A 21,169-nucleotide genomic window follows, 5' to 3' on the forward strand; every position below is an offset into this window, starting at 1 on the left:
TGGGTCAGGGGGAGCCGGGGTGCTCGCCCGGGCGCCGGGCGGAGACGGTCTCGGTGCGCACGCCGAGCTCGCCCGCGGCCAGGCGCACCCCCAGCAGGTCCCCGGCGCGCACGGCGGCGGCGTCGGTGACCACGGCGCCGGAGGCGTCCAGGACCACGGAGTAGCCGCGCTGCAGGGTCTCCTGGGGGGACAGCGCCCGCACCCGGGCGCGCAGGGAGCGCACGGCGTCCCGCTCCCGCAGGGTCCGGGAGTCCACGGCGGACAGCGCCCGGGTGCGCCACCGGTCCACGTCCTCCTCCCGGAGCAGGATCATGTCCTCCGGCTGGGCCAGGACGGGCCGGGTGCGCACGGCGGTCAGACCGGCGGCCTCCCGATCCAGGAAGCCCCGCACGGCGCGGTCCAGGCCCGCCCGGGCCCGGGCCACCCCGGCGCGCTCCTCGACGACGTCGGGGACGATCCGCTTGCCGGCGTCCGTGGGGGTCGAGGCCCGCAGGTCGGCCACCCAGTCGAGCAGCGGCTGGTCGTTCTCGTGCCCGATGGCGCTGACCACCGGGGTGCGGGCGGCCGCCACGGCCCGGATCAGGGACTCGTCGCTGAAGGCCAGGAGGTCCTCGAAGGAGCCGCCGCCGCGGGCGATCACGATGACGTCCACCTCGGCCATGGCATCGAGCTCGCGCATCGCCTGGGTCACGGCGCGCACCGCGCCGGAGCCCTGGACCGCGACCTCCCGCACCTCGAAGTCCACGGCCGGCCAGCGCAGGGACGCGTTGCGGATGACGTCCTTCTCGGCGTCCGAGTTGCGCCCCGTGACGAGGCCGACCCGGCGGGGGAGCAGGGGCAGGGGCTTCTTCCGGGCGGCGTCGAAGAGCCCCTCCTCGGCGAGGGCGCGCCGCAGCCGCTCGAGCCGCTCCAGCAGGTCGCCCAGGCCCACCGGGCGGATGCCGCGGCCCAGCATGGACAGCCGGCCGGTCTTGGCCCAGAAGTCCGGCTTGAGCTGGGCGACCACCCGCATCCCCTTCTCCAGGGGACGGTCCAGGTGGGCGGTCTCGTTGGCGAAGAGGGTCACGGGCACGGAGATCTCGGCGTCGACGTCCCGCAGGGTCACGTAGGTGACCCGGGCGCGCCGGTTGAGCTCGATGATCTGCCCCTCGACCCACGTGGGCGCGCAGCGGGCGATGTAGGCATGCAGGTTCTCGGAGAGCATCCGCAGCGGCCACGGGTTCTCCGGGGTGGTCCGGTCCGCCCGCTGCGGCAGCTCCCGCTCGCCGCCCGCCGGGGCGTCCTGCTGCGGCTCCAGATACGTCATGCCTCATGCTTACCACCCGACGGGGACACCCGTGCACGCGCTCCGCCCGTGCGTACAGTGGTTCCGTGAGCCTCTCAGCACCCCCCGCCCCCGGACACCGCTCCGCGCCCCGTTCCGCGCCCCGCCCCCGACGACGCGCCACGACCGTCCTGCGCACCGGCCTCGGCACCGTCCTGGGCCTCGCCGCCGCGTCCCTCGTGGCGCTGCTCGTGCCCCTGCACTGGGCCCAGGACACCCTGGTCTCCCGCGACGGCTTCACCCGGGTGGTGGGCACCCTCGCCGAGGACCGGCCGTTCCAGGAGGAGCTGGCCCGCACCGCGGTGGGGCAGGTGGCCGACCGGATCGTGGGGGAGCGGGCCACCGGCGTCGGGTTCCTCGACCGGATGCTCGAGGACGCCGCCCGCCGTGCGGCCGACGTCGCCGCGGACCTCACCGCCGACCCCGCCTACCAGCGCGCGTGGACGGAGGCGCTCACCCGCACCCACGAGGCCAACGTCCCCGTGGACGGCGCGGTGGAGGAGCCGCCGAAGGACCTCGTGCTGGACATCGCCCCCGTCCTCCGGGAGGTCGACGCGGCCGTGCAGCGGGCCGTCGGCGTGGACGTCGGGCTGGCGGAGCGCGAGAGCCGGATCACCGTCCCGGGGTCGAACACCGGGCGCCTGATCGAGGCGGGCACCCGGGTCACCGACCTGGCCGTGCCGCTCACGTGGACCGCCGCGGTGCTCGCCGTGCTCGCGCTGCTCGTGACCCGGCACCGCTTCGCCGTGCTCGCCGTGCTGGGGCTGGGGACCCTGGCCGGACTGGGCGTCGCGTGGCTGCTCGTGGAGCAGGGCGTGCAGCGGGCCTCCGGCATGCTCGGCGGCGACCCCGTGGTCCGGCTCGCCGCCGACCGGGCCGTCCTCCTGCTCACCGACTCCCTCGGCGAGCAGATGGTCACGGCCGCCTGGGCCGCCGGGATCACGGGCGTCGTGGGCCTCGTCGGGGCCATCCTCGTGTCGGGCGGATCACGGCGCAGGCCCCGCCCCACCGCGTAGCATGGAGGCCATGCCGACCACCGTTGCGCTCTCCATGCCCACCGTCCCCCGTTCCCGGCGCTCGCCGGAGGACGTGGCCGCCGCCGCTCCCGTGGCCGGACCGAAGAAGGTCCTGCTCGCGTCCCCCCGCGGCTACTGCGCCGGCGTCGACCGCGCCGTCATCGCCGTGGAGAAGGCGCTCGAGCACTACGGCGCCCCCGTGTACGTGCGCAAGGAGATCGTGCACAACAAGTTCGTGGTGAGCACCCTCGAGGAGCAGGGCGCCGTGTTCGTCGAGGAGACCGACGAGGTCCCCGAGGGGTCCCTGCTGATCTTCTCCGCCCACGGCGTCTCCCCGGCCGTGGTGGAGTCCGCGAAGTCCCGCGAGCTGCGCACCATCGACGCCACGTGCCCGCTGGTCACCAAGGTCCACCGCGAGGCCGTGCGCTTCGCGAAGAGCGACTACGACATCCTCCTGATCGGCCACGACGGCCACGAGGAGGTCGAGGGCACCGCCGGCGAGGCCCCCGAGCACATCCAGGTGGTGAACAGCCCCGACGAGGTCGGCCAGGTCGTCGTCCGCGACCCGGAGAAGGTCGTCTGGCTCTCCCAGACCACCCTCAGCGTGGACGAGACCCTGGAGACCGTGCAGAAGCTGCGCGAGCGCTTCCCCTCCCTGCAGGACCCGCCCAGCGACGACATCTGCTACGCCACCTCCAACCGGCAGACCGCGATCAAGAAGATCGCCCCGGACGCTGACCTCGTGATCGTCGTGGGCTCGGCGAACTCCTCGAACTCCGTGCGGCTCAAGGAGGTCGCCCTCGAGTACGGCGCCCGCCGCGCCGAGCGCGTGGACTTCGCGAACCAGGTGGACGAGTCCTGGTTCGAGGGCGTCGCCACCGTGGGCGTCACCAGCGGGGCCTCCGTGCCGGAGGTCCTCGTCAAGGACGTGCTGCGCCTGCTCGCGGACTACGGCTACGGCGAGGTCGAGGAGGTCGTCACCGCCGAGGAGGACGTGCTGTTCTCCCTCCCCAAGGAGCTGCGCGCCCGGCTCACCGCGGCCGGGGACACCTCCCACCGGCTCGGCGGCCGCGGGGCCCGCCCCACCCGCTGAGCCGCAGGGCCCGCCCCACCCGCTGAGCCGCGGGCGGACCCGTCCGCTCAGCCCGCCGCGCGCTCGTCGAGCTGCCCCGGTACGCCGCCGTCCGGGGCGGTGCGGCCCGGGCGCTCCGCCGGCTCCGGGAGCTGCACCGCCTCCGGCGCCGGCGGCAGCTGCGCCGCCTCGGTGAACTCCGGCGCCGTGAGCGGGCGCGGCGCCACCACGAGCGGACGCGTGGTGAGCCGATCGTCCTCCGCGAGCGTGGGGTCGAGGTCGTTGATCCGCCGGGCCGTGGGGAACACCCGGGTCTCCACGGAGCCCGTCAGCCGGTTGTAGGTCTCCACCGACTTCTGCAGCGACCGGCCCATGTCGTCGAGGTGCTTGCCGACCGTGCCCAGCCGCTCGTAGAGCTGGCGGGAGAGGTCGAAGAGCTCCTTGGCGTTCTCCGTGAGCCCGTTCTGCCGCCACGTGAACGCCACGGCCTTGAGCGAGGCGAGCAGCGAGACCGGCGACACGATCGCCACGTTGCGGCTCGCGGCGTGGTCCAGCAGGGTCGGGTCCGCGTCCAGGGCCGCGGAGAGCGCCGACTCGGCGGGCAGGAAGCACAGCACCAGTTCGGGGGAGGCGTCCCGCGCCTCCCAGTACTTCTTCGACGCCAGCGCGTCCACGTGCCCGCGCACGGCCTTCGCGTGGCCGGCCAGCTGCGCCCGGCGCCCGGCGTCGTCCTCGGCGTCCTGGGCGCGCAGGTAGGCGGTCATGGGCGCCTTGGCGTCCAGGACGATGTCGCGGCCCCCCGGCAGGTGCACCACCATGTCCGGGCGGATCGCGCTGCGCTCGCCGTCCGCGGTGGTGCCGTTGGAGGCGACCTGCTCCCGGAAGTCGACGTGCGCGGTCATCCCCGCGGACTCGACCACCCGGCGCAGCTGCACCTCGCCCCACAGGCCGCGCGCGGAGCCCGAGCGCAGCGCAGAGGATAGGGAGGTGGTCGCGGTGCGCAGGTGGTCGCCGACCTCGCGGGTGTGGGCGAGGGCCTGGGTGATGCCCCCGTACTGCTCGGCCCGGTCCCGCTCGAGCGCCGTCACGTGCTCCTCGACCGAGCGCAGCTGGTGGGCCACCGGCGCCAGGGCCCGCAGGACGTTGTTGTCCTGCACGGAGCGGGCGTCGGCGTCCCGCAGCCGGTCCTCGAGCTGGGCGCGCGCCTCGACGGCCGCCGCCCGCTCGGAGGCCAGGTCCACGAGCCGGTCCTGGACGGCGGCGAGCTCGGCCTGCAGCCCGGCCCGCTCCTCCTCGGCCGCCCGAACCTCCCGGGCGGCACGGACCCGCGCCACGGCGGCGCCCAGGAGGGCGCCCACCAGCAGGGCGAGCAGGACGAGGACGACGACGAGGCTGACGGTCATGCCCAGCAGTGTGGCACGCCACCCGGACACCGCACGGCAGCGGCGCTCACCGCCCCGCTCCCCGCCCCATTCCCCGGAGTGTCGCCCGGTCAGCGCCGGACCGTGGTCCGGCGCACGGCGAGCAGCACCACGGCCACGAAGACCGCCGTCCAGAGCCCGGTGTTGAGCAGCAGCGCCCACAGGGGGTCGGACTCCACCGGCGGGCCGCTGGTCGCCACGACGTCGCCCTCCACGAGCGGATAGCGGGCGAGTCCGGCCAGACCGTAGAGCGGGGTGAACCGCGCGATGTCGAGCATCACCCCGGTGAGCGGGACGAACAGGTTGCCGAAGAAGCTGAGCACCACGAGCATCCCGGAGGCCGCCCCCACGGCGGACTCGGAGCGGAACAGCAGCCCGGCCGCCAGACCGTAGAGGGCGAACACCGAGGAGCCGGCCACGACGATCGCCGCCGTGGCGGGCCAGCGCCAGCCGCCCAGCTCGGCACCGGTCAGGGCGCCCACGGCGTAGACCACGAGGACGGGCAGCACGGCCATGGCGAGGGCCACGGCCACCTTGGACAGCACGTACCCGTGCCGCGGCGCCGGCGTGAGCCCGATCTGCCGGCCCCACCCGCGGGCCTGCTCCACGGCGGCTGAGCCGGCGATCGAGGTGGTCGCGGTGACCGCCCCGTAGACCGCCATCGAGATCATGTTGTAACCGCCGGCGTTGCCGTGGCCCACCGGGAGGTCGGAGAAGTCCCCCAGCGCCGTGAACATCACGTAGAGCACGGCGGGCAGGACCACGATGAAGAAGGTGTTCTCGACCATGCGCACGTTGCGGCGCAGGTCGTGGGCGGCGTAGGCGATGCTCATGGTGCTGGTCCTCCGGGGACGGGGGAGTAGGGGCGGGGAGTCGGGACGGGGGGAGCGGGGCCGGTCAGTCGGCGGTGAGGCCCAGGAAGGCCTCCTCGAGTCCGGCGTGGGTGATCTCGAGCTCGCTCGCGCCCGTGGTCGTCAGCAGGTGGCGGGCGATGGCGTCCGTGTCGGGGCCCGTGAGCCGCCGGCGTCCGCCGGCGGGCTCCAGCGCGGTCGCCCCCGGGACGACGACGGGCCCGGGCCCCTCCCAGCGGAAGCTGACCACGCGGTGGCCCGCCAGGGCCTGGACCTCGGCGGTGGGGGCGTCGGCGACCACCCGCCCGCCCTTGAGCACCACGGTGCGGGCGGCGAACTCCTCGGCCTCGTCGAGGTAGTGGGTGGCGAACACGACCGTCCGGCCGCGCTCCGCCTCGGCGTGCATCGCGGCCCAGAACTCCCGCCGGGCGCCGACGTCCATGCCCGCGGTCGGCTCGTCGAGGACCAGCAGGTCCGGCTCGGGCAGCAGGGCCAGCGCGAAGCGCAGCCGCTGCTGCTCGCCGCCCGAGCACTTGGAGACCTTCCGCCGCGCGAACCCGGCGGCCCCCGCCCGGCCCAGGGCCTCGTCCACGGGCAGCGGGTCCCGGTGCAGGGTCGCGACCATCGCGACCGTCTCGCGCACGGACAGGTCGTCGAGCAGCCCCCCGGTCTGCAGGACCGCGCCGATCCGCCCGGCCCGCACGCTCTCGCGCGGGGCGGCGCCGAGGGTGCGCACGGTGCCGTCGTCGGGGTCGGTGAAGCCCAGGACCATGTCGAGGAGGGTGGTCTTCCCGGCGCCGTTGGGCCCGAGCAGCGCGACGACCTCGCCGCGCTCGATGCGCATGCTCACGCCGTCCACGGCGCGGACGCGCTGCTCGCCGCGCCCGAAGCCCTTGTGGACGCCGGAGACGTCGACGGCCGGGGAACCGGCTGACGGGCCGGCGGGGCTCGGATGCGGCGATGTGCGGGAGGCCGGGAAGGACGTCATGCTCCGACTCTGCTCCACCGCGCGCCGTCCCGGAAGCCCCACGGGCCACGACACGCCCACGACCTCGGCCAGGGACACCGGGGGCGGCACGGCGTGCCGGCGCCGTGCCCGGTAGGATGGTCTCCCGTGGCTCTTACTATCGGAATCGTCGGACTGCCCAACGTCGGCAAGTCCACCCTGTTCAACGCGCTGACCCGCAACACCGTCCTGGCGGCGAACTACCCGTTCGCGACCATCGAGCCGAACATCGGCGTGGTCAACCTGCCGGACCCGCGGCTGGACCGGCTCGCCGACATCCACGGCTCGGACCGGATCCTGCCCGCCACCGTGTCCTTCGTGGACATCGCCGGCATCGTCAAGGGCGCGTCCGAGGGGGAGGGCCTGGGCAACCAGTTCCTCGCCAACATCCGCGAGGCGCACGCGATCGCCCAGGTGGTCCGCGCCTTCGACGACCCGGACGTCATCCACGTCGACGGCGAGATCAACCCCGCCTCGGACATGGAGACCATCAACACCGAGCTGATCCTCGCCGACCTGCAGACCCTCGAGAACGCGATCCCGCGCCTCGAGAAGCAGGTCAAGATCAAGAAGGCCGATCCCGCCAAGCTCGCCGCCATGCAGCAGGCGCAGACGATCCTCGAGCGCGGGGACACCATCTTCGGGGCGGCCGAGAAGGAGAAGCTGGACGTCGACCAGCTGCGCGACCTCAGCCTGCTCACCGCCAAGCCGTTCATCTACGTCTTCAACGCCGACGACGGGGTGCTCGGCGATGAGGCCAAGCAGCAGGAGCTGCGCGAGCTCGTGGCGCCCGCCGACGCTGTCTTCCTCGACGCGAAGCTCGAGTCCGAGCTCGTGGAGCTCGACGAGGAGGAGGCGAAGGAGATGCTGGAGATGTCCGGGCAGGACGAGGCCGGTCTCGACAAGCTCGCCCGCACGGGGTTCCACACCCTCGGGCTGCAGACCTATCTCACCGCCGGGCCCAAGGAGTCGCGCGCCTGGACCATCCCCGTGGGCGCCACCGCCCCGCAGGCCGCCGGCGTCATCCACACCGACTTCGAGCGCGGCTTCATCAAGGCCGAGATCGTCTCCTTTGAGGACCTCGACGCCGCCGGGTCCATGGCCGACGCCAAGGCCGCCGGCAAGGTCCGGATCGAGGGCAAGGACTACGTCATGCGCGACGGCGACGTGGTGGAGTTCCGCTTCAACGTCTGAGCCGGGCGGGTGCTCCGCGCCAGCGGAGATCACTCCGGCCCGGGGCGCCTGCGGTTCTGCTTGGTCTCGGAGCGGCGGCGTTTTCCTTCGAGACGGCGACGGCGCGAGCCGTGGGTGGGCCGGGTCGCTCGCCGGACGACCGGGGGAACCACCGCGCCGCGCAGGAGTGCGGCGAGGCGCTGTCTCGCCGCGGTGCGATTCTGTCGCTGGGAGCGGTGCTCGGCGGCGCTGACGGTGAGCACGGTGCCCGAGAGCCTGCCGGCGAGCTGATCGAGGGCACGTGCGCGCTGCGCGTCGCTCAGGGCCGTCGTCGTGGCCAGGTCGAGCGAGAGCTGCACCCGGGAGTCGGTGGTGTTGACGCCCTGGCCGCCCGGCCCGGAGGCGTGCGAGAACTGCTCGACCAGCTCACCCGCCGGCACCTTGAGGCCGCGGGGCGCGCCGGGGCCCGGGGGCACGTGCAGATCGTCCACCCGACGATTGTCCCGCACCGGCGACGCGACACGTTCCGTTCGGTCTCGGTGGGGAATGTCCCGGTTGCTCGGGCGAGGTCTGCGGCCGGGTGCGCCCCTCAGCCGCAATGGCGGTTCGGCGCGCGGCCCGGCACGTCCTGACTACTGCCCGAGGGGCTCACCGGTGATGCTGTCGACGATGCCGTTCTCGATGCCCTCGCACCGCGACACCCCGGCCGGTGTGACGGGTTCGTAGTGGATGCAGAAGGCGTCGTAGTAGGGCATCCCGTCCTGCCAGGCCGCGTAGGCCTCGTCGTAGGTGAAGTCCTGGTCCGGCAGCGCCCCGGGCATCGGCGGCGGGGTGGCCCCGGGGGTCGTCGACGGGGTCGGCGGGACCGGCTGCGTCGCCTCCGCGGTGCCGGTGGCCCCGGTCGTCGGGGAGGGGGAGGCGCTGGGAGACGCGTCGGGCTCGTCGGTCCCGCCGCTGTCGGGGGTGGTGCACCCGGTGACCAGGGCCAGGGACAGGGCGACCAGTCCCAGTCGCCCGATGGCCGGCTTCTGGTGGACGTTCTGCGGGGGGTTCGGTGACATGGCCGTCTCTCCGGTGGGGGCGGGGGATCCGTTCATCACTTTAGGGAATGCGGGGCGGTCAGCCCGCGTGCGACTCGCACGCAGTGCGGCAGATCATGCCTCCGGGCGCGGAGAAGACCTCCGACCGCGACGTCGAGGCGTTCTCGACGTCGCGGTCGGAGATCTTCGTCGTGCCGGCGGACCGAACCGGGCCCTTACCGCGGGGTCTCGGCGGCGTCCTCCGGCGGTGCTTCCGCCTCGAGGTAGTCCTCGACGTCCACGAGCACGGCGGGACCGGCCTGCGCCGCCTGCAGCGCGACGGCGAGGCTCGCCACGTCGTCCTCGTCCAGGGGCTGGTCGGGCAGGTCCACGGCGTAGCGCGCCTCGCCGTCGACCAGCACGGGCGTGATCTGGGCGGTGCCGCTGGTGAGATCGACGACGGTCGCGGGGGCGACCACCTCGAGGTCCTCGGGCGCCGGGCGGTCGTCGGGGAGTGCGGGGGAGCTCATGGGAACCGTCCTGTCGTTCGGGGTGCTGTCAGGCTACTGCCTGTTGCCGCCCGCGCAATGGGCCGACCCGGTACTGACGTCATGAGACACCCGCCGGCGGCCGACGGCGACCGCCGAGGCGGCGGCGGGGGTCAGCGCAGGGCGCGCTTGATGTCGGCGCGCTCCTTCTCGAGCTTGCGCACCCGGTGGCCCAGCTTGAAGAGCCGGACGGAGCCGACGAGACCCATGATGAGGGCGCCGGCGACCGCCGCGAGCAGCATGGCGACGCCGAGGGGGAGGCTGAACTGCCAGCCCAGGTAGTTGAAGTCCGCCGGGACGTTGTTCTGCAGGATGAAGACCAGCAGCAGGATCAGGATCAGCAGGCCGAGGATCAGGGCCGTCCACGCGGCGCCCGAGACGCCCTGCTTCTGGTGCCCGTCCAGGGCGGGGTCCGTGGCCGTCTGCGGCCGGACGGCCGGTTCCCGGCCGGGCGCCGGCCGGTCCGCGGCGGACGCGTCCGCGGCGGGGACCCGCGGCTCGTCCCCGGGGGCGGGATCGGGCCGGAGCGGGTCGGAGGATGCTGGGGTGCGGGCCATGACGGTTCTCTCCCTGGTCGCGGACGGGTCGCGGTGACCCTGTGCTCCTCACGGTAGTCCCGGTCGGCGCGCCGTTGAAGTCCCGCCGGTGCTCAGCGGGTCGTGCGCGTCCGCCGGAGGAAGCGGCGCACCTCGGCGGCGACCAGCGCGAGCGTGTCCTCCTGGCTCACGGGCCCGGACCGGCGGACCGCCAAGGCGTGGTCGGCGCCCTCCACCGGGACGACGTCGACGGCCGGCGCGCCGTCCGCGGCGGCCGCGACCTCGTCCGCGGAGCCGAAGGCGTCCCGCGTGCCCTGCAGCACGAGCACGGGGACCGTGGGCCGGAGCAGCTCCTCGGCGCGCGAGCGCTCCGCGCGTCCCGGCGGGTGCAGGGGGAAGGCCAGGCAGACGACGGCGGACGCGCCCACGGCGGCGGCCGTCCGGCACGCCACCCGGGCCCCGGCGCTGCGGCCCCCGACGACCAGGGGCAGTCCGTCCGCCAGACCGGTCACGGCCGGCGCGGCGGCCAGCCACCCGGTGTCGAGGGCGGCCGGACGGGGAGCGATCCTCCGGCCGGCGAGCACCCACGGCTGCTCGTGGCGCACGACCGTGACGCCGTGGAGGGGGAGCTCGTCGGCGAGGGCGGTGAGGTCCGGGGCGCCGGCGCCCCCGCCCGCGCCGTGCCCGAGCCACAGCAGCGCGACGGGGTGCTCGGCGGGGGAGACCAGCAGGCGTCCCGGCCCGCTCTCGGTGGGCACGGTGAGCTCGGTCGATCGGGGCATGGCCACCACGGTAGCCCGGCGGGCGCCCGCGGCCGGCCCGTGGTGCCCGGCGGCGGCGGTGCGGCCTAGCATGTGGTCATGGCCTCCCCGAACGCGACCGGCGGCGCCCGGCCGAGCCGGGCGGACCTCGAGGCCGCCCGGGGCGCGACCCTGCCCGACCTGCTCGGCCCGGACGTGCGGCTGCTGATCTGCGGCATCAACCCGAGCCTGTGGGCCGCGGCCACGCAGGCGCACTTCGCCCGGCCCGGCAACCGGTTCTGGCCGGCCCTGCACGACGCCGGGCTCACCGGCCGGCTCGTGGACTGCGCGGCCGGGATGAGCGCGGAGGACCGGGAGCACGTCCTGGGCCGGGGTCTCGGCATCACGAACCTGGTGCCCCGGGCCACCGCCCGGGCCGACGAGCTGGACCCCGCCGAGTTCGTGGCCGGCCGGGAGCGGCTGGGCGAGCTCGTCGCCGGGCTGCGCCCCGCCGTCGTCGCGGTCGCCGGGGTCACCGCCTACCGGCACGCCTTCGCGGACCCGGGAGCCCGGCTCGGGCGCCAGGACCGGGAACTGGCCGGGGCGCAGCTGTGGGCGCTGCCGAGCCCGAGCGGGCTCAACGCCCACGCGTCCCGGGCGAGCCTCGCCGCCGCGTTCGCCGAGGCCGGGCGGGCGGCGGGCCTCCCGGTCGCCCCGACACCGCCGTGACCCGGTCACGGGCGCCGCGTCCGCGTCAGACGAACAGCAGCAGGCTCACGGCCATGACCGCCATCCCGGCGACCAGCCCGTAGACCGACAGGTGGTGCTCGCCGTACTCCTGGGCCGTGGGCAGCAGCTTGTCCAGGGAGATGAAGACCATGATCCCGGCCACGCCCGCGAACACGACGCCGAAGAGGACGTCGTCGAGGAAGGGGAGCAGGACGAGGTAGCCGAGCACCCCGCCGACGGGCTCCGCAAGACCCGAGAGGAACGCCCAGCGGAACGCCCTCCGGCGGCTGCCCGTGGCGTGGTGGATGGGCACCGCCACGGAGATCCCCTCCGGGATGTTGTGCAGCGCGATGGCCACGACCACCGGGATCGCCACGGACGGCTCCTGCATCGCGGCCACGAAGGTCGCGAAGCCCTCCGGGAAGTTGTGGATCGCGATGGCCACCGCGGTCATCGTCCCCATCCGCAGGAGCCGGCGCTGCCGCCCGGCGTCGTCGTGCGGGTACTCGTGGGGGTTGACGCGCGTGGGCACCAGCCGGTCGATCACCGCGATCAGCAGGATCCCCGCGAAGAACCCGCCGGCGGTGGCCCACGCCCCCGAGCGCTCCCCGAGCTCCGCGACCAGGGCCACCTGGGCCTTGACGAAGATCTCGATCATGGACACGTAGATCATCACCCCGGCCGAGAAGCCGAGGCTCACCGCGAGGAACTTGGCATCGGTGCGCCGGGTGACCAGGGCCAGGAACGCGCCCACACCCGTGGCCAGCCCCGCGAACAGCGTCAGGCCGAAGGCGAAGAGCAGCTCGTTCACGACCGGGTCGGCTCCGTTCCTGGGCGGGGGTGGGCGCTCGCAGTCTAGCGAACGGCGGGTGCGCCCCGGCGGTGCGCCAGAATGGTCCGGTGACGACCTCCTCCGCGCGTGCCCCGGGTGCCGGCGGCCGCCCGGCCGGTGTCCCCGCCGGGCTCGCCGACCGGTACACCGCCGCGTGGGAGCTGGTCCCCGACGGGCGGGCGCGGGACGACGGCGGGGCCCTGGTCCTGCCGGTGCGCACCCGCGCCGGGGAGCCGGCCCTGCTGCGGCTCTCCCCGCCGCGGCCCGGCGCCGAGCACGAGCACCTGGCCCTGCGCGTGTGGGCCGGGCGCGGGGCCGTGCGGCTGCTCCGGGCGGAGCCGGCGGACCGGGCGCTGCTGCTCGAGCGCACCGCCGACCGGGACCTGCACGAGCTGCCGGTGCTCGAGGCATGCCGCGTGCTCGGCGAGCTGACCCGGGTCCTCGCCCGGCCGCCGCGGCCCCCGTTCCCGCGCCTGTCGGAGACGGCCCGGCGGTGGCAGGCGGAGCTGGAGGGGGCCGTGGACCTGGACGCCCGGTTCCCGCGGCGCTTCCGGCTCCAGGCCGTCAGGAGCCTCGAGCGGCTCCGGCGCGACGAGCTGGACGCGGCGCTCGTGCACCAGGACCTGCACCACGGGGCGGTCCGCGCGTCGCCGCGCGCCCCGTGGCTGGCCGTCGGCGCCGACGCGATGGTCGGCACCCCGGAGTTCGCGCTGGTCCCCGCCCTGTGGCACCGCACGGAGGAGGCCGGGCACGGCGGGGCCCTGGCCGCGGCCCTGGCGGACCGGATGGAGGCCCTCGCCCTGGCGGCGGGGGCCGACGAGGAGCGCCTCCGGGCCTGGACGCTCGTCCGGTGCGCCGTGGCGGCCCGGGACGAGGCGCGCCGCCCCACCGGCGCCCCGCACCGCGAGGTCAGCCGGCTGGTCCAGCTGTGCAAGGCCGTGCAGCGGGGCGCCTGAGGAGCCGTCCTCGCGCCCGGGCTCAGGAGGTGGGGGAGCGGCGGAAGCCCAGGTCCGCGGCGAGCGGGCGCCACGCCGCCACGAGCAGGGTGAGCGCGGTGGGCACGAGGACCGGGAAGCCCGCGGCCAGGTAGCCCAGGGCGCCGAGCACCCCGCCGGCGAAGAACAGCCCCACGAGCGCGGCCAGCAGCCGGAGCTTCCCGGCGTCGCCGGTCACGGGGTCCGCGTCCGCGAGCCGGTTGCGGTAGAGGAACTTGCCGAGCTCGATGCCGATGTCCGTGACCATGCCCGTCACGTGGGTGGTGCGGATCTGGGCGCCCGAGATCTTGGTGATCACCGCGTTCTGCAGGCCCATGGTGAACGCGAGCACCGGGACGAACAGCAGGTCCCGGTGCGCCCAGGTCAGGCTCTCGGCCAGCAGCCCGAAGACGAGCATGAGCAGGCCCTCGAGCAGCAGGACGTTGGCGTAGCGGCTGTGCAGCCCGCGGCGCCGCGCCCAGTTGAACATCAGCGCGCAGCACGCGGCCCCGGCCGTGAAGGCGAGGACGGCCAGGACGCCGACCGCCACGAGCCGCAGGTCGCCCAGCACGAGGTGGTCGGCGACCATCGCGGTGAGCCCCGTCATGTGGGAGGTGTACACGGCCACGGCCACGAAGCCCACGGAGTTGAGCACCCCCGCCACCAGGGCGAGCAGGTAGGCGAGGTGCCGGTTGAGAGCGGGCGTGCGGCGGGGTCCCGCAACGTTGAGCAGGTAGCGGTCGATCCGGGCCCTCATGCCGCGAGCCTAGTCCGGGGACCGCCGGGCGGCGTCACGGGGCCCGCAGCGCCACCGGCGGGACGAGAATGGGGGCGTGGCCACCGAGCGCGTGCGCCAGGACCCGTCCCTCCGCACGGCGGGCGAGCTCCTCGCCGAGCTGGACGTGGAGCCCGCCCTCGGGCTGAGCGCGGAGCAGGCCGGGGCCCGGCTGGCCCGGTACGGGCCCAACGAGCTGCGCACCGCCCCGCGGGTGCCGCGGTGGCGCAAGGTCCTCGCCCAGTTCCAGGACCCGCTGATCTACCTGCTCCTGACCGCGATCGCCGTGTCCGTGGTCGCCTGGGTCGCGGAGGGCGCCCGCGGGGTGCCGGTGGACGCGGTGGTCATCGCCGTGATCGTGGTGGCCAACGCGGTGCTGGGCCGCCTCCAGGAGGGCCGGGCCGAGGACGCGGTCGCGGCGCTGGCCGTGCTGACGGCGGCGAACTCCACCGTGGTGCGGGACGGGCGCCTGACCACGCTCCCCTCGGCCCAGCTGGTGCCCGGCGACGTCCTGGCCCTCGCCGAGGGGGACGGCGGTGGGTGCGGACGCCCGCCTGCTCTCCGCCGCGTCCCTGCGCGTGCAGGAGGCGTCCCTGACCGGGGAGTCGGAGGCGGAGCTCAAGGACCCGGCCGTGCTGCCCGCCCCGGCCCCGCTCGGGGACCGGCGGAACATGGTCTACAAGGGCACGGCCGTGGTCTCGGGGGTGGGCCGCGCGGTGGTCGTGGCCACGGGCATGGACACCCAGGTGGGCGCGATCGCCGAGATGCTGGAGCGCACGGAGGCCGAGCCCTCGCCGCTGCAGCGCGAGATCACGGCCGTGTCCCGGTCGCTGGGCCTCATCGTGGTCGGCGTCGCCGTGGTGGTCATGGCCACGGTCGTCCTGGTCAGCGGGGTGCGCGGCGTGCAGGACCTGGTGACGGTCCTGCTGCTGGGCGTCTCCCTCGCGGTCGCGGCCGTCCCGGAGGGCCTGCCCGCGATCCTGTCCCTGGTCCTGGCCATCGGGGTGCGGGCGATGGCCCGCCGACAGGCCGTGGTCAAGGACCTGCACTCCGTGGAGACCCTCGGCGCGGCCACGGTGATCTGCTCCGACAAGACCGGCACGCTCACCCGCAACGAGATGACCCTCAAGGTGCTCGTGACCCCGTCCGGCACGGTGGAGCTCTCGGGCACGGGGTACTCCCCGGAGGGCGAGGCCAGGGTCGTGACCGGGGGCGCGCCCGCCGCGCAGGTCCTGCAGGAGGCGCGGGGCGTGCTGGTGGGCGGCGCGCGCGCCAACAACGCCCAGCTCAACGAGGCCGCCGGCGTGTGGACCGTGCACGGCGACCCCACCGAGGCGGCGTTCCTCACCGCCGTGCACAAGCTCTACGGCGCCGCCGACCGGGCGGACGACTTCTCCCGGGCCCAGGAGATGCCGTTCACCTCCGAGCGCCGGATGATGTCCACCCTCGAGATCGAGACGGACTCCGGGCACCGGTACCTGTTCACCAAGGGCGCCCCGGACGTCCTCATGGACCGCTGCACCGGGGTGCGCGTCGGGGACGCCGTCGAGCCGTTCGACGCCGCGCGACGCCGGGACGCCGCCGCGGCCGTCGAGGAGCTGTCCGGGCAGGCGTTCCGCACCCTGGCGGTCGCCGGCCGGCGGGTCCGGGAGCGCGAGGCCGCGGAGCTCGGGGAGGCGGCGGAGCGGGACCTGGTCTGGCTCGGCGTGGTGGGCGTCCTCGACCCGCCGCGGGAGGAGGCCGCGGCGGCCGTGGCGCAGGCCCGGGCCGCCGGGGTGTGCACGATCATGATCACCGGCGACCATCCGGTGACGGCCGCCCGGATCGCCGCGGACCTGGGGATCGTGCCCCCGGGCTCGCCCGCGCTCACCGGGGCGCAGCTGGACGGGCTCACCGGGGAGGGCTTCCTCGACGCCGTGCGGGACGTCTCGGTCTTCGCCCGGGTGGCCCCGGGCCACAAGCTGCGGATCGTCGACGCCCTGCAGGCCCAGGGCCACGTCGTCGCCATGACCGGGGACGGCGTCAACGACGCGCCGGCCCTCAAGGCCGCCGACATCGGCGTGGCCATGGGCATCACGGGCACGGAGGTCACCAAGGAGGCCGGGCGGATGATCCTCGGCGACGACGACTTCGCCACCATCGTGGTGGCGATCCGGCAGGGCCGGGTCATCTTCGAGAACATCACGAAGTTCCTGCGCTACCTGCTGTCCTCGAACCTGGGGGAGGTGGCCACCGTGTTCTTCGGCGTGCTCCTCGCCGGCGCCCTGGGGCTGACGGACGCGGCCGGCGGCGCGATCGCCGTGCCGCTGCTGGCCACCCAGATCCTGTGGATCAACCTCGTCACCGACTCCGGTCCGGCCCTGGCCATGGGCGTGGACCCCGAGATCGACGACGTCATGGCCCACCCGCCGCGGCGGCCCGACGAACGGATCCTCGACGCGCCGATGTGGGGGCGGATCGCGCTGCTCGGCCTGGTGATGGGCGCCTCGACCCTGCTGACCATCGACATCTTCCTCCCCGGGGGGCTGGTGCCCGGCCAGGACTCCGTCGACGTGGCCCGCACCGCCGGGTTCACCGCGCTCGTGCTCGCCCAGCTGTTCAACGCCCTGAACTCCCGCTCCGAGCTCGCGAGCGCCTTCCACCGGCTGTTCGTCAACCCCTGGCTGTGGGGTGCCCTGGCCCTCGCCGCCGCCCTGCAGGTGCTCGTGGTGCACGTCCCGGTCCTCCAGGTCGCCTTCGGCACCGCACCGCTGGACCTCGCCCACTGGGCCGTCGCGGTGGGCATGGCGTCGCTCGTCCTGTGGGTCGAGGAGCTGCGCAAGCTCGTCCGCCGGGCCCTGGCGCGCCGGGGCTGACGGGGCCGGTGCCCGCCGGCACCGGCGCGGTCAGTCGGGCCGGCGGCCGAGGGCCTCGACGGTCTCGGCGGCCAGGGCGATGCCGGCGCCGCTGTAGAGGTTGAAGACCGTCCGGACCCCGTGCCCGCGCAGCTCCTGCACCTCGTCGTCGTACTGCGCCACGGCGGCCACGACCCCGTCGAAGCCCGTGGCGCTCAGCTGCTGGAGGGCCACGAGGTTGGAGCCGTGGAAGGGCATCGCCAGCACGGCGACCTGCACGTGGCCGGTCGCGATCACCCGCTCCCAGAACTCCTGGTCGGTCGCGTCGGCCTCCTGGACGTCGATCCCCTGCGCCCGCAGCCGCTCCACGCGGTCCGTGGCGTTCTCGATGCCCACCACGGAGAAGCCGTGCTCCTCGGAGAGCTCCCGGTAGGCCGCCTGCCCCACCCGGCCCATGCCGAGCACGAGCACCGTGGCGTGGCTGATGTCGATGGGACGGTCCTCCGGGTGCAGCCGGTCGTCCGGGTGCTCCGGGAGCCGCCGGGCGAGAGTGCTGGTCAGGGAGGAGCCGCGCCGGTTGACCAGGGCCGAGACCACGAAGCTCAGGGCGACCGCCACGGAGAGCATCACCAGCCAGTCGCCGTCGAACATCCCGGCCGAGACGCCGATGGCCCCCACGATGAGGGCGAACTCCGAGTGGTTGCCCAGCGCGAGGCCCGTCCGCAGCGACGTGCGGCGGCGCAGCCCGAACATCCACAGCAGCAGCACGAACAGCATCGCCTGGATTGGCAGGAGGCCCAGGAGCAGCACGCTCATGGCGAGCATCTCGAGGGTCGGCATCCCGTGGAAGCCGATCGAGACGAAGAACGCGACCAGCAGGAGGTCCTTGAGCGTGAACAGGGTGCGGGACAGCTCGCCCGCGTTGGCGTGCGAGGCCAGGAGCATGCCGACGAGCAGCGCCCCGAGGTCCCCCTTCAGGCCCACGGCCGAGAAGGCGATGTAGCCGGGCACCAGGGCCATGGCGACGCCGAACAGGGCCTGCAGCTCCCCGTGGCCGATGCCGTCCCAGATCCGGCGGAACACCCACGCCGCCGGCAGCAGCAGCACCAGGGCCAGGGCCCACGGGCTCGGCGGGTGCTCGCTGGTGACGGTGATGAACGCGACGGCGGCGACGTCCTGGATGATGAGGATGCCGATCGCCACGCGCCCGTAGAGCAACGTTGTCTCGCTGCGCTCCTCGAGGACCTTGAACACCAGGACCGTGCTCGAGAAGGACAGGGCGAACCCGGCCAGCAGCAGCGCGCGGAGGTTCTCGCCCGGCAGCTGCAGCCCCACCAGCATCAGCAGGCCCAGGAGCCCCGCCCCGAGCGCCGTGCTCAGGACCAGGTGGATCCCGGCCGTCCCCCAGACCTCCCGGCGCAGCAGCGACCGGGCGTCGAGCTTGAGACCGATGCCGAACAGCATGAGGGTCACGCCGACGTCGGCCAGCTGGTCGAGGGCAGGGAGCCGCTCCACGCCCAGGCCGTTGAGCACGAAGCCGGCCGCGAGGAACCCGATCAGGGGCGGCAGCCGCGCGAGGACGGCCAGGGCACCGGCCCCGAAGGCGACGACGAGATAGATGGCAACCGTGGACACAGTCAGCTCCCTCGCCGGCCGGTGGTGTGGTCCCTCCAGTCTAGGGCGGGCGCCCCCGGGGACCGGCGCGGCCCCGAGCGCCTACAGTGGTCGCAGCACAGCGCAGCGAGGGAAGGACCGGAGCATGCACGAGAGCCAGCGGCCCGGCGCCGCCGCGTCCGCCCCGACGCGCTCCCAGCGGCTGGACCGGCTGCCGTTCACCACCGAGCACCGGAAGCTCCTCGTCGGCTCCGGCGTCGGCTGGGCCCTGGACGCCATGGACGTGGGCCTGATCTCGTTCGTGATGGCCGCGCTCGCCCAGGAGTGGGGCCTGGGCTCCGGGGAGCTGTCCCTGCTCGCCTCGATCGGCTTCGTGGGGATGGCCGTGGGCGCCAGCCTCGGCGGGCTGCTGGCCGACCGGCTCGGCCGGCGCCAGGTCTTCGCGCTGACCCTGCTGGTCTACGGCACGGCCACGGGCGCGTCCGCGCTCGTCGGGTCCCTCGCCGCGCTGGTGGTCCTGCGGTTCGTGGTGGGCCTCGGCCTCGGCGCCGAGCTGCCCGTCGCCTCCACCCTCGTCTCCGAGTACGCGCCCCGGCGGATCCGCGGCCGCGTGGTGGTGGTCCTCGAGTCCTTCTGGGCCGTCGGCTGGATCCTCGCCGCCCTCGTGGGCTACTTCGTGGTGCCGTCCTCCCCGGACGGCTGGCGCTGGGCGCTCGTCGTCGGGCTCGTGCCGGCCCTCTACGCCGTGGTGGTGCGCCGGGCCCTGCCGGAATCCGTGCGCTTCCTCGAGCACCGGGGCCGGACGGACGAGGCCGAGGCCGCGGTGCGCCGGTTCGAGCGGGCGCGGCCGCTGGGCCGCTCCCGGGCCGAGACCCCCGAGCAGGCCCGGGCGGCCGAGGCGCACGGTCCGCGCCCGGCGGAGGACGCGAGCGGGATCTGGGCCCCGACCCTGCGGCGGCGCACGGCGGCGCTGTGGACCGTCTGGTTCTGCATCAACTTCGCCTACTACGGGGCGTTCACCTGGCTGCCCACCCTGCTGCTCCAGCAGGGCCTCACGCTGACGACCTCCTTCGGCTACGTCCTGGTCATCACGCTCGCCCAGCTGCCCGGCTACGCCGCGGCCGCCTGGCTCATCGAGGTCTGGGGCCGCCGGATCACGCTGGCCGTGTTCCTCGGGGGCTCCGCGGTGAGCGCCCTGCTCTTCGGCATCGTCTCGATGGGCAGCATCGTGCTCCCGTGGCAGGTGATCGGCTCCGGCATGGCGCTGTCCTTCTTCAACCTGGGCGCGTGGGGGGCCCTGTACGCGATCGGCCCCGAGCTCTACCCCACCGCGCTGCGCGGGACGGGGACCGGGGCGGCGGCGGCGTTCGGCCGCGTCGCCTCGATCCTCGCCCCGCTGGCCGTGCCGGCGCTGCTCGCGCTCGGCGGGGAGCGCTACGACGTCGTCACCGTCTTCGCCGTCTTCGGCGCCGCCTTCCTCGTGGCCGCCCTCTCCGCGTTCGCCCTGCCCGAGCAGCGGGGACGGGCCCTGCAGTGAGCTCCCCGGCCGTCCTGACGGACCGCGAGATCGGCCTCGCCCGGCTCGCGGCCCACGGGCTCGTGCGCCCGGAGGACGTGGCGCCCGAGGACGTGGTGCGCGCCCTCGGGGCCGTCCAGGCCCAGGACCTGCCCGGCGCCCTGGTGTCGGTCGCCCTGCGGCGGGCCGGCGGGTCCGACGGCCTGCGGCAGGCCTTCGACGACGGCCGGATCGTGCGCACGTGGCCCATGCGCGGGACCCTGCACCTGGTGCCCGCCGAGGACCTGCGCGCGTGGCTGGCGGTCCTGGGTCCCCGCACCGTCGCCTCGACGTCCGCCCGGCGCCGGGCCCTGGGCATCGACGAGCGGCTCGACGCGGCCCGGGAGAGCGCCCTCGCCGCGCTGCGCCACGGCCCGCAGCCCCGTGAACGCCTGCACGCCGCGTGGGAGGAGGCCGGGCTGCTGGGCGAGCCTGGCCGGGCCTACCACCTGATGCTCGCCCTGCACCTGGACGCGACCCTGTGCCTGGGCCCGCTGACGGCGGACGGCCGGGACCAGCTCGTGGTGCCCGTCGCGGACTGGGTCCCCGCCGCGGGGGAGGAGGCGGCCGTGCCCGGGGCGGCCGCCGGCGGCACCCCGCCCGTCGTCGCCCGCTGGGTGCGCCGGTACCTGCGCGGCCACGGCCCGGCCTCCGTCGCGGACGCCGCCCGGTGGGCGGCCCTGCCGCGCTCCGCGGTGCGCGCCGCGCTGGCGGGGGCCGACGGTGTCGTGGCGGTGCACGACCGCGCCGGCCGCGAGCTGTGGTGCGCCACCGAGGTGCTCGAGGGCCCCGCACCCGGCGGGCGCCGCGCCGCCGGGGTCTTCCTGCTGCCGCCCTTCGACGAGTACGTCCTGGGCTACGGGGACCGCTCCCACGTGCTGGCCCCGGCCCACGCGGCGCGGATCGTCCCCGGCGGCAACGGGGTCTTCAAGCCCACCCTCGTGGCGGGCGGGCGGATCGTGGGGACCTGGGGGCGCGTGCGCCGCGCCGGTGGAGCCGAGCTCGTGCTCGACCCGTTCGAGGAGCTCTCGGCGGCCCGCCGCACGGCCGCCGAGCGGGCCTTCGCGCGGCTGCCGGCGCTCTGAGCCGAGACGAAGCCGGTATGGGTCCGGGGGCCCGGGAGGTGGTCCGGCTCACCCGGCGCTCGATA

21 protein-coding genes and 1 pseudogene are annotated in these 21,169 nt (G+C 75.1%); 9 read left to right on the forward strand and 13 right to left on the reverse strand.

The window, feature by feature from the left end:
- Positions 1-4: 4 nt before the first annotated feature.
- Entirely contained in the window at positions 5-1,306 is a 1,302-nt protein-coding gene (xseA, locus tag H488_RS27480; protein WP_017833375.1) for an exodeoxyribonuclease VII large subunit, read from the reverse strand.
- A gap of 65 nt (positions 1,307-1,371) precedes the next feature.
- Here xseA and H488_RS27485 point away from each other — a divergent pair, with 65 nt between their 5' ends.
- Positions 1,372-2,340: a hypothetical protein gene (locus H488_RS27485; protein WP_017833376.1), complete on the forward strand. Its 969-nt coding sequence runs from the start codon at positions 1,372-1,374 to the stop codon at positions 2,338-2,340.
- A gap of 10 nt (positions 2,341-2,350) precedes the next feature.
- Positions 2,351-3,433, forward strand: coding sequence for a 4-hydroxy-3-methylbut-2-enyl diphosphate reductase (locus H488_RS27490; protein ID WP_017833377.1), 1,083 nt, complete (start codon positions 2,351-2,353; stop codon positions 3,431-3,433).
- A gap of 47 nt (positions 3,434-3,480) precedes the next feature.
- Here H488_RS27490 and H488_RS27495 read toward each other — a convergent pair whose 3' ends face one another.
- From H488_RS27495 to H488_RS27505, 3 genes are all read right to left on the reverse strand, one after another.
- Positions 3,481-4,815 carry a DNA recombination protein RmuC gene (locus tag H488_RS27495; protein ID WP_031282984.1) on the reverse strand — a complete coding sequence of 445 codons (1,335 nt, stop codon included), beginning with the start codon at positions 4,813-4,815 and terminating at the stop codon, positions 3,481-3,483.
- A gap of 89 nt (positions 4,816-4,904) precedes the next feature.
- A complete protein-coding gene (locus tag H488_RS27500; protein ID WP_017833379.1) occupies positions 4,905-5,666 on the reverse strand; it encodes an ABC transporter permease in 762 nt (253 codons plus the stop codon).
- Between the two features lie 64 nt (positions 5,667-5,730).
- Positions 5,731-6,672 carry an ABC transporter ATP-binding protein gene (locus tag H488_RS27505; protein WP_017833380.1) on the reverse strand — a complete coding sequence of 314 codons (942 nt, stop codon included), beginning with the start codon at positions 6,670-6,672 and terminating at the stop codon, positions 5,731-5,733.
- A gap of 126 nt (positions 6,673-6,798) precedes the next feature.
- Here H488_RS27505 and ychF point away from each other — a divergent pair, with 126 nt between their 5' ends.
- On the forward strand, positions 6,799-7,884 hold the full coding sequence (ychF, locus tag H488_RS27510; protein ID WP_017833381.1) for a redox-regulated ATPase YchF: 1,086 nt from the start codon (positions 6,799-6,801) through the stop codon (positions 7,882-7,884).
- Between the two features lie 29 nt (positions 7,885-7,913).
- On the opposite strand, the gene arfB is transcribed toward ychF, so the two are convergent.
- From arfB to H488_RS27535, 5 genes are all read right to left on the reverse strand, one after another.
- Positions 7,914-8,354, reverse strand: coding sequence for an alternative ribosome rescue aminoacyl-tRNA hydrolase ArfB (arfB, locus tag H488_RS27515; protein WP_017833382.1), 441 nt, complete (start codon positions 8,352-8,354; stop codon positions 7,914-7,916).
- A gap of 141 nt (positions 8,355-8,495) precedes the next feature.
- On the reverse strand, positions 8,496-8,924 hold the full coding sequence (locus H488_RS27520) for a hypothetical protein (protein WP_017833383.1): 429 nt from the start codon (positions 8,922-8,924) through the stop codon (positions 8,496-8,498).
- Between the two features lie 194 nt (positions 8,925-9,118).
- The gene (locus H488_RS27525) at positions 9,119-9,412 is read right to left on the reverse strand and encodes a hypothetical protein (RefSeq protein ID WP_017833384.1); all 294 of its coding nucleotides are present in this window, start codon (positions 9,410-9,412) and stop codon (positions 9,119-9,121) included.
- A gap of 131 nt (positions 9,413-9,543) precedes the next feature.
- Entirely contained in the window at positions 9,544-9,987 is a 444-nt protein-coding gene (locus H488_RS27530; protein ID WP_017833385.1) for a LapA family protein, read from the reverse strand.
- Positions 9,988-10,079: 92 nt separating this feature from the next.
- Positions 10,080-10,748 carry an alpha/beta hydrolase family protein gene (locus H488_RS27535; RefSeq protein ID WP_043738915.1) on the reverse strand — a complete coding sequence of 223 codons (669 nt, stop codon included), beginning with the start codon at positions 10,746-10,748 and terminating at the stop codon, positions 10,080-10,082.
- A 78-nt stretch (positions 10,749-10,826) separates the two neighbouring features.
- Between H488_RS27535 and H488_RS27540 the strand changes: the two genes are divergently transcribed.
- On the forward strand, positions 10,827-11,435 hold the full coding sequence (locus H488_RS27540) for a mismatch-specific DNA-glycosylase (protein ID WP_051063768.1): 609 nt from the start codon (positions 10,827-10,829) through the stop codon (positions 11,433-11,435).
- A 25-nt stretch (positions 11,436-11,460) separates the two neighbouring features.
- Here H488_RS27540 and zupT read toward each other — a convergent pair whose 3' ends face one another.
- Entirely contained in the window at positions 11,461-12,246 is a 786-nt protein-coding gene (zupT, locus tag H488_RS27545; protein ID WP_017833388.1) for a zinc transporter ZupT, read from the reverse strand.
- An 89-nt stretch (positions 12,247-12,335) separates the two neighbouring features.
- Between zupT and H488_RS27550 the strand changes: the two genes are divergently transcribed.
- Entirely contained in the window at positions 12,336-13,223 is an 888-nt protein-coding gene (locus H488_RS27550; protein ID WP_017833389.1) for an aminoglycoside phosphotransferase family protein, read from the forward strand.
- Between the two features lie 22 nt (positions 13,224-13,245).
- Here H488_RS27550 and H488_RS27555 read toward each other — a convergent pair whose 3' ends face one another.
- A complete protein-coding gene (locus tag H488_RS27555; protein ID WP_017833390.1) occupies positions 13,246-13,998 on the reverse strand; it encodes a YoaK family protein in 753 nt (250 codons plus the stop codon).
- Positions 13,999-14,143: 145 nt separating this feature from the next.
- On the opposite strand from H488_RS27555, the pseudogene H488_RS37950 reads away from it, so the two are divergent.
- Positions 14,144-14,248: pseudogene (locus tag H488_RS37950) on the forward strand (cation-transporting P-type ATPase); the annotation flags it as partial.
- 29 nt (positions 14,249-14,277) lie between these two features.
- Here the strand turns inward: H488_RS37950 and H488_RS37650 are convergent.
- On the reverse strand, positions 14,278-14,493 hold the full coding sequence (locus H488_RS37650; RefSeq protein WP_017833391.1) for a hypothetical protein: 216 nt from the start codon (positions 14,491-14,493) through the stop codon (positions 14,278-14,280).
- Between the two features lie 59 nt (positions 14,494-14,552).
- Between H488_RS37650 and H488_RS27560 the strand changes: the two genes are divergently transcribed.
- The gene (locus H488_RS27560; protein WP_017833392.1) at positions 14,553-16,871 is read left to right on the forward strand and encodes a cation-translocating P-type ATPase; all 2,319 of its coding nucleotides are present in this window, start codon (positions 14,553-14,555) and stop codon (positions 16,869-16,871) included.
- A 30-nt stretch (positions 16,872-16,901) separates the two neighbouring features.
- Here the strand turns inward: H488_RS27560 and H488_RS27565 are convergent, their stop codons facing one another.
- Positions 16,902-18,485, reverse strand: a complete 1,584-nt coding sequence (locus H488_RS27565) for a cation:proton antiporter family protein (RefSeq protein WP_017833393.1) — start codon at positions 18,483-18,485, stop codon at positions 16,902-16,904.
- 124 nt (positions 18,486-18,609) lie between these two features.
- On the opposite strand from H488_RS27565, the gene H488_RS27570 reads away from it, so the two are divergent.
- Positions 18,610-20,001, forward strand: coding sequence for an MFS transporter (locus H488_RS27570; RefSeq protein WP_017833394.1), 1,392 nt, complete (start codon positions 18,610-18,612; stop codon positions 19,999-20,001).
- Positions 19,998-21,104 carry a winged helix DNA-binding domain-containing protein gene (locus H488_RS27575; protein ID WP_017833395.1) on the forward strand — a complete coding sequence of 369 codons (1,107 nt, stop codon included), beginning with the start codon at positions 19,998-20,000 and terminating at the stop codon, positions 21,102-21,104. Before H488_RS27570 ends, H488_RS27575 begins: the two co-directional genes overlap by 4 nt.
- Positions 21,105-21,169: the final 65 nt, after the last annotated feature.

This window comes from Kocuria sp. UCD-OTCP, assembly GCF_000349605.1.
GTDB classification, from domain to species: Bacteria; Actinomycetota; Actinomycetes; order Actinomycetales; family Micrococcaceae; genus Kocuria; species Kocuria rosea.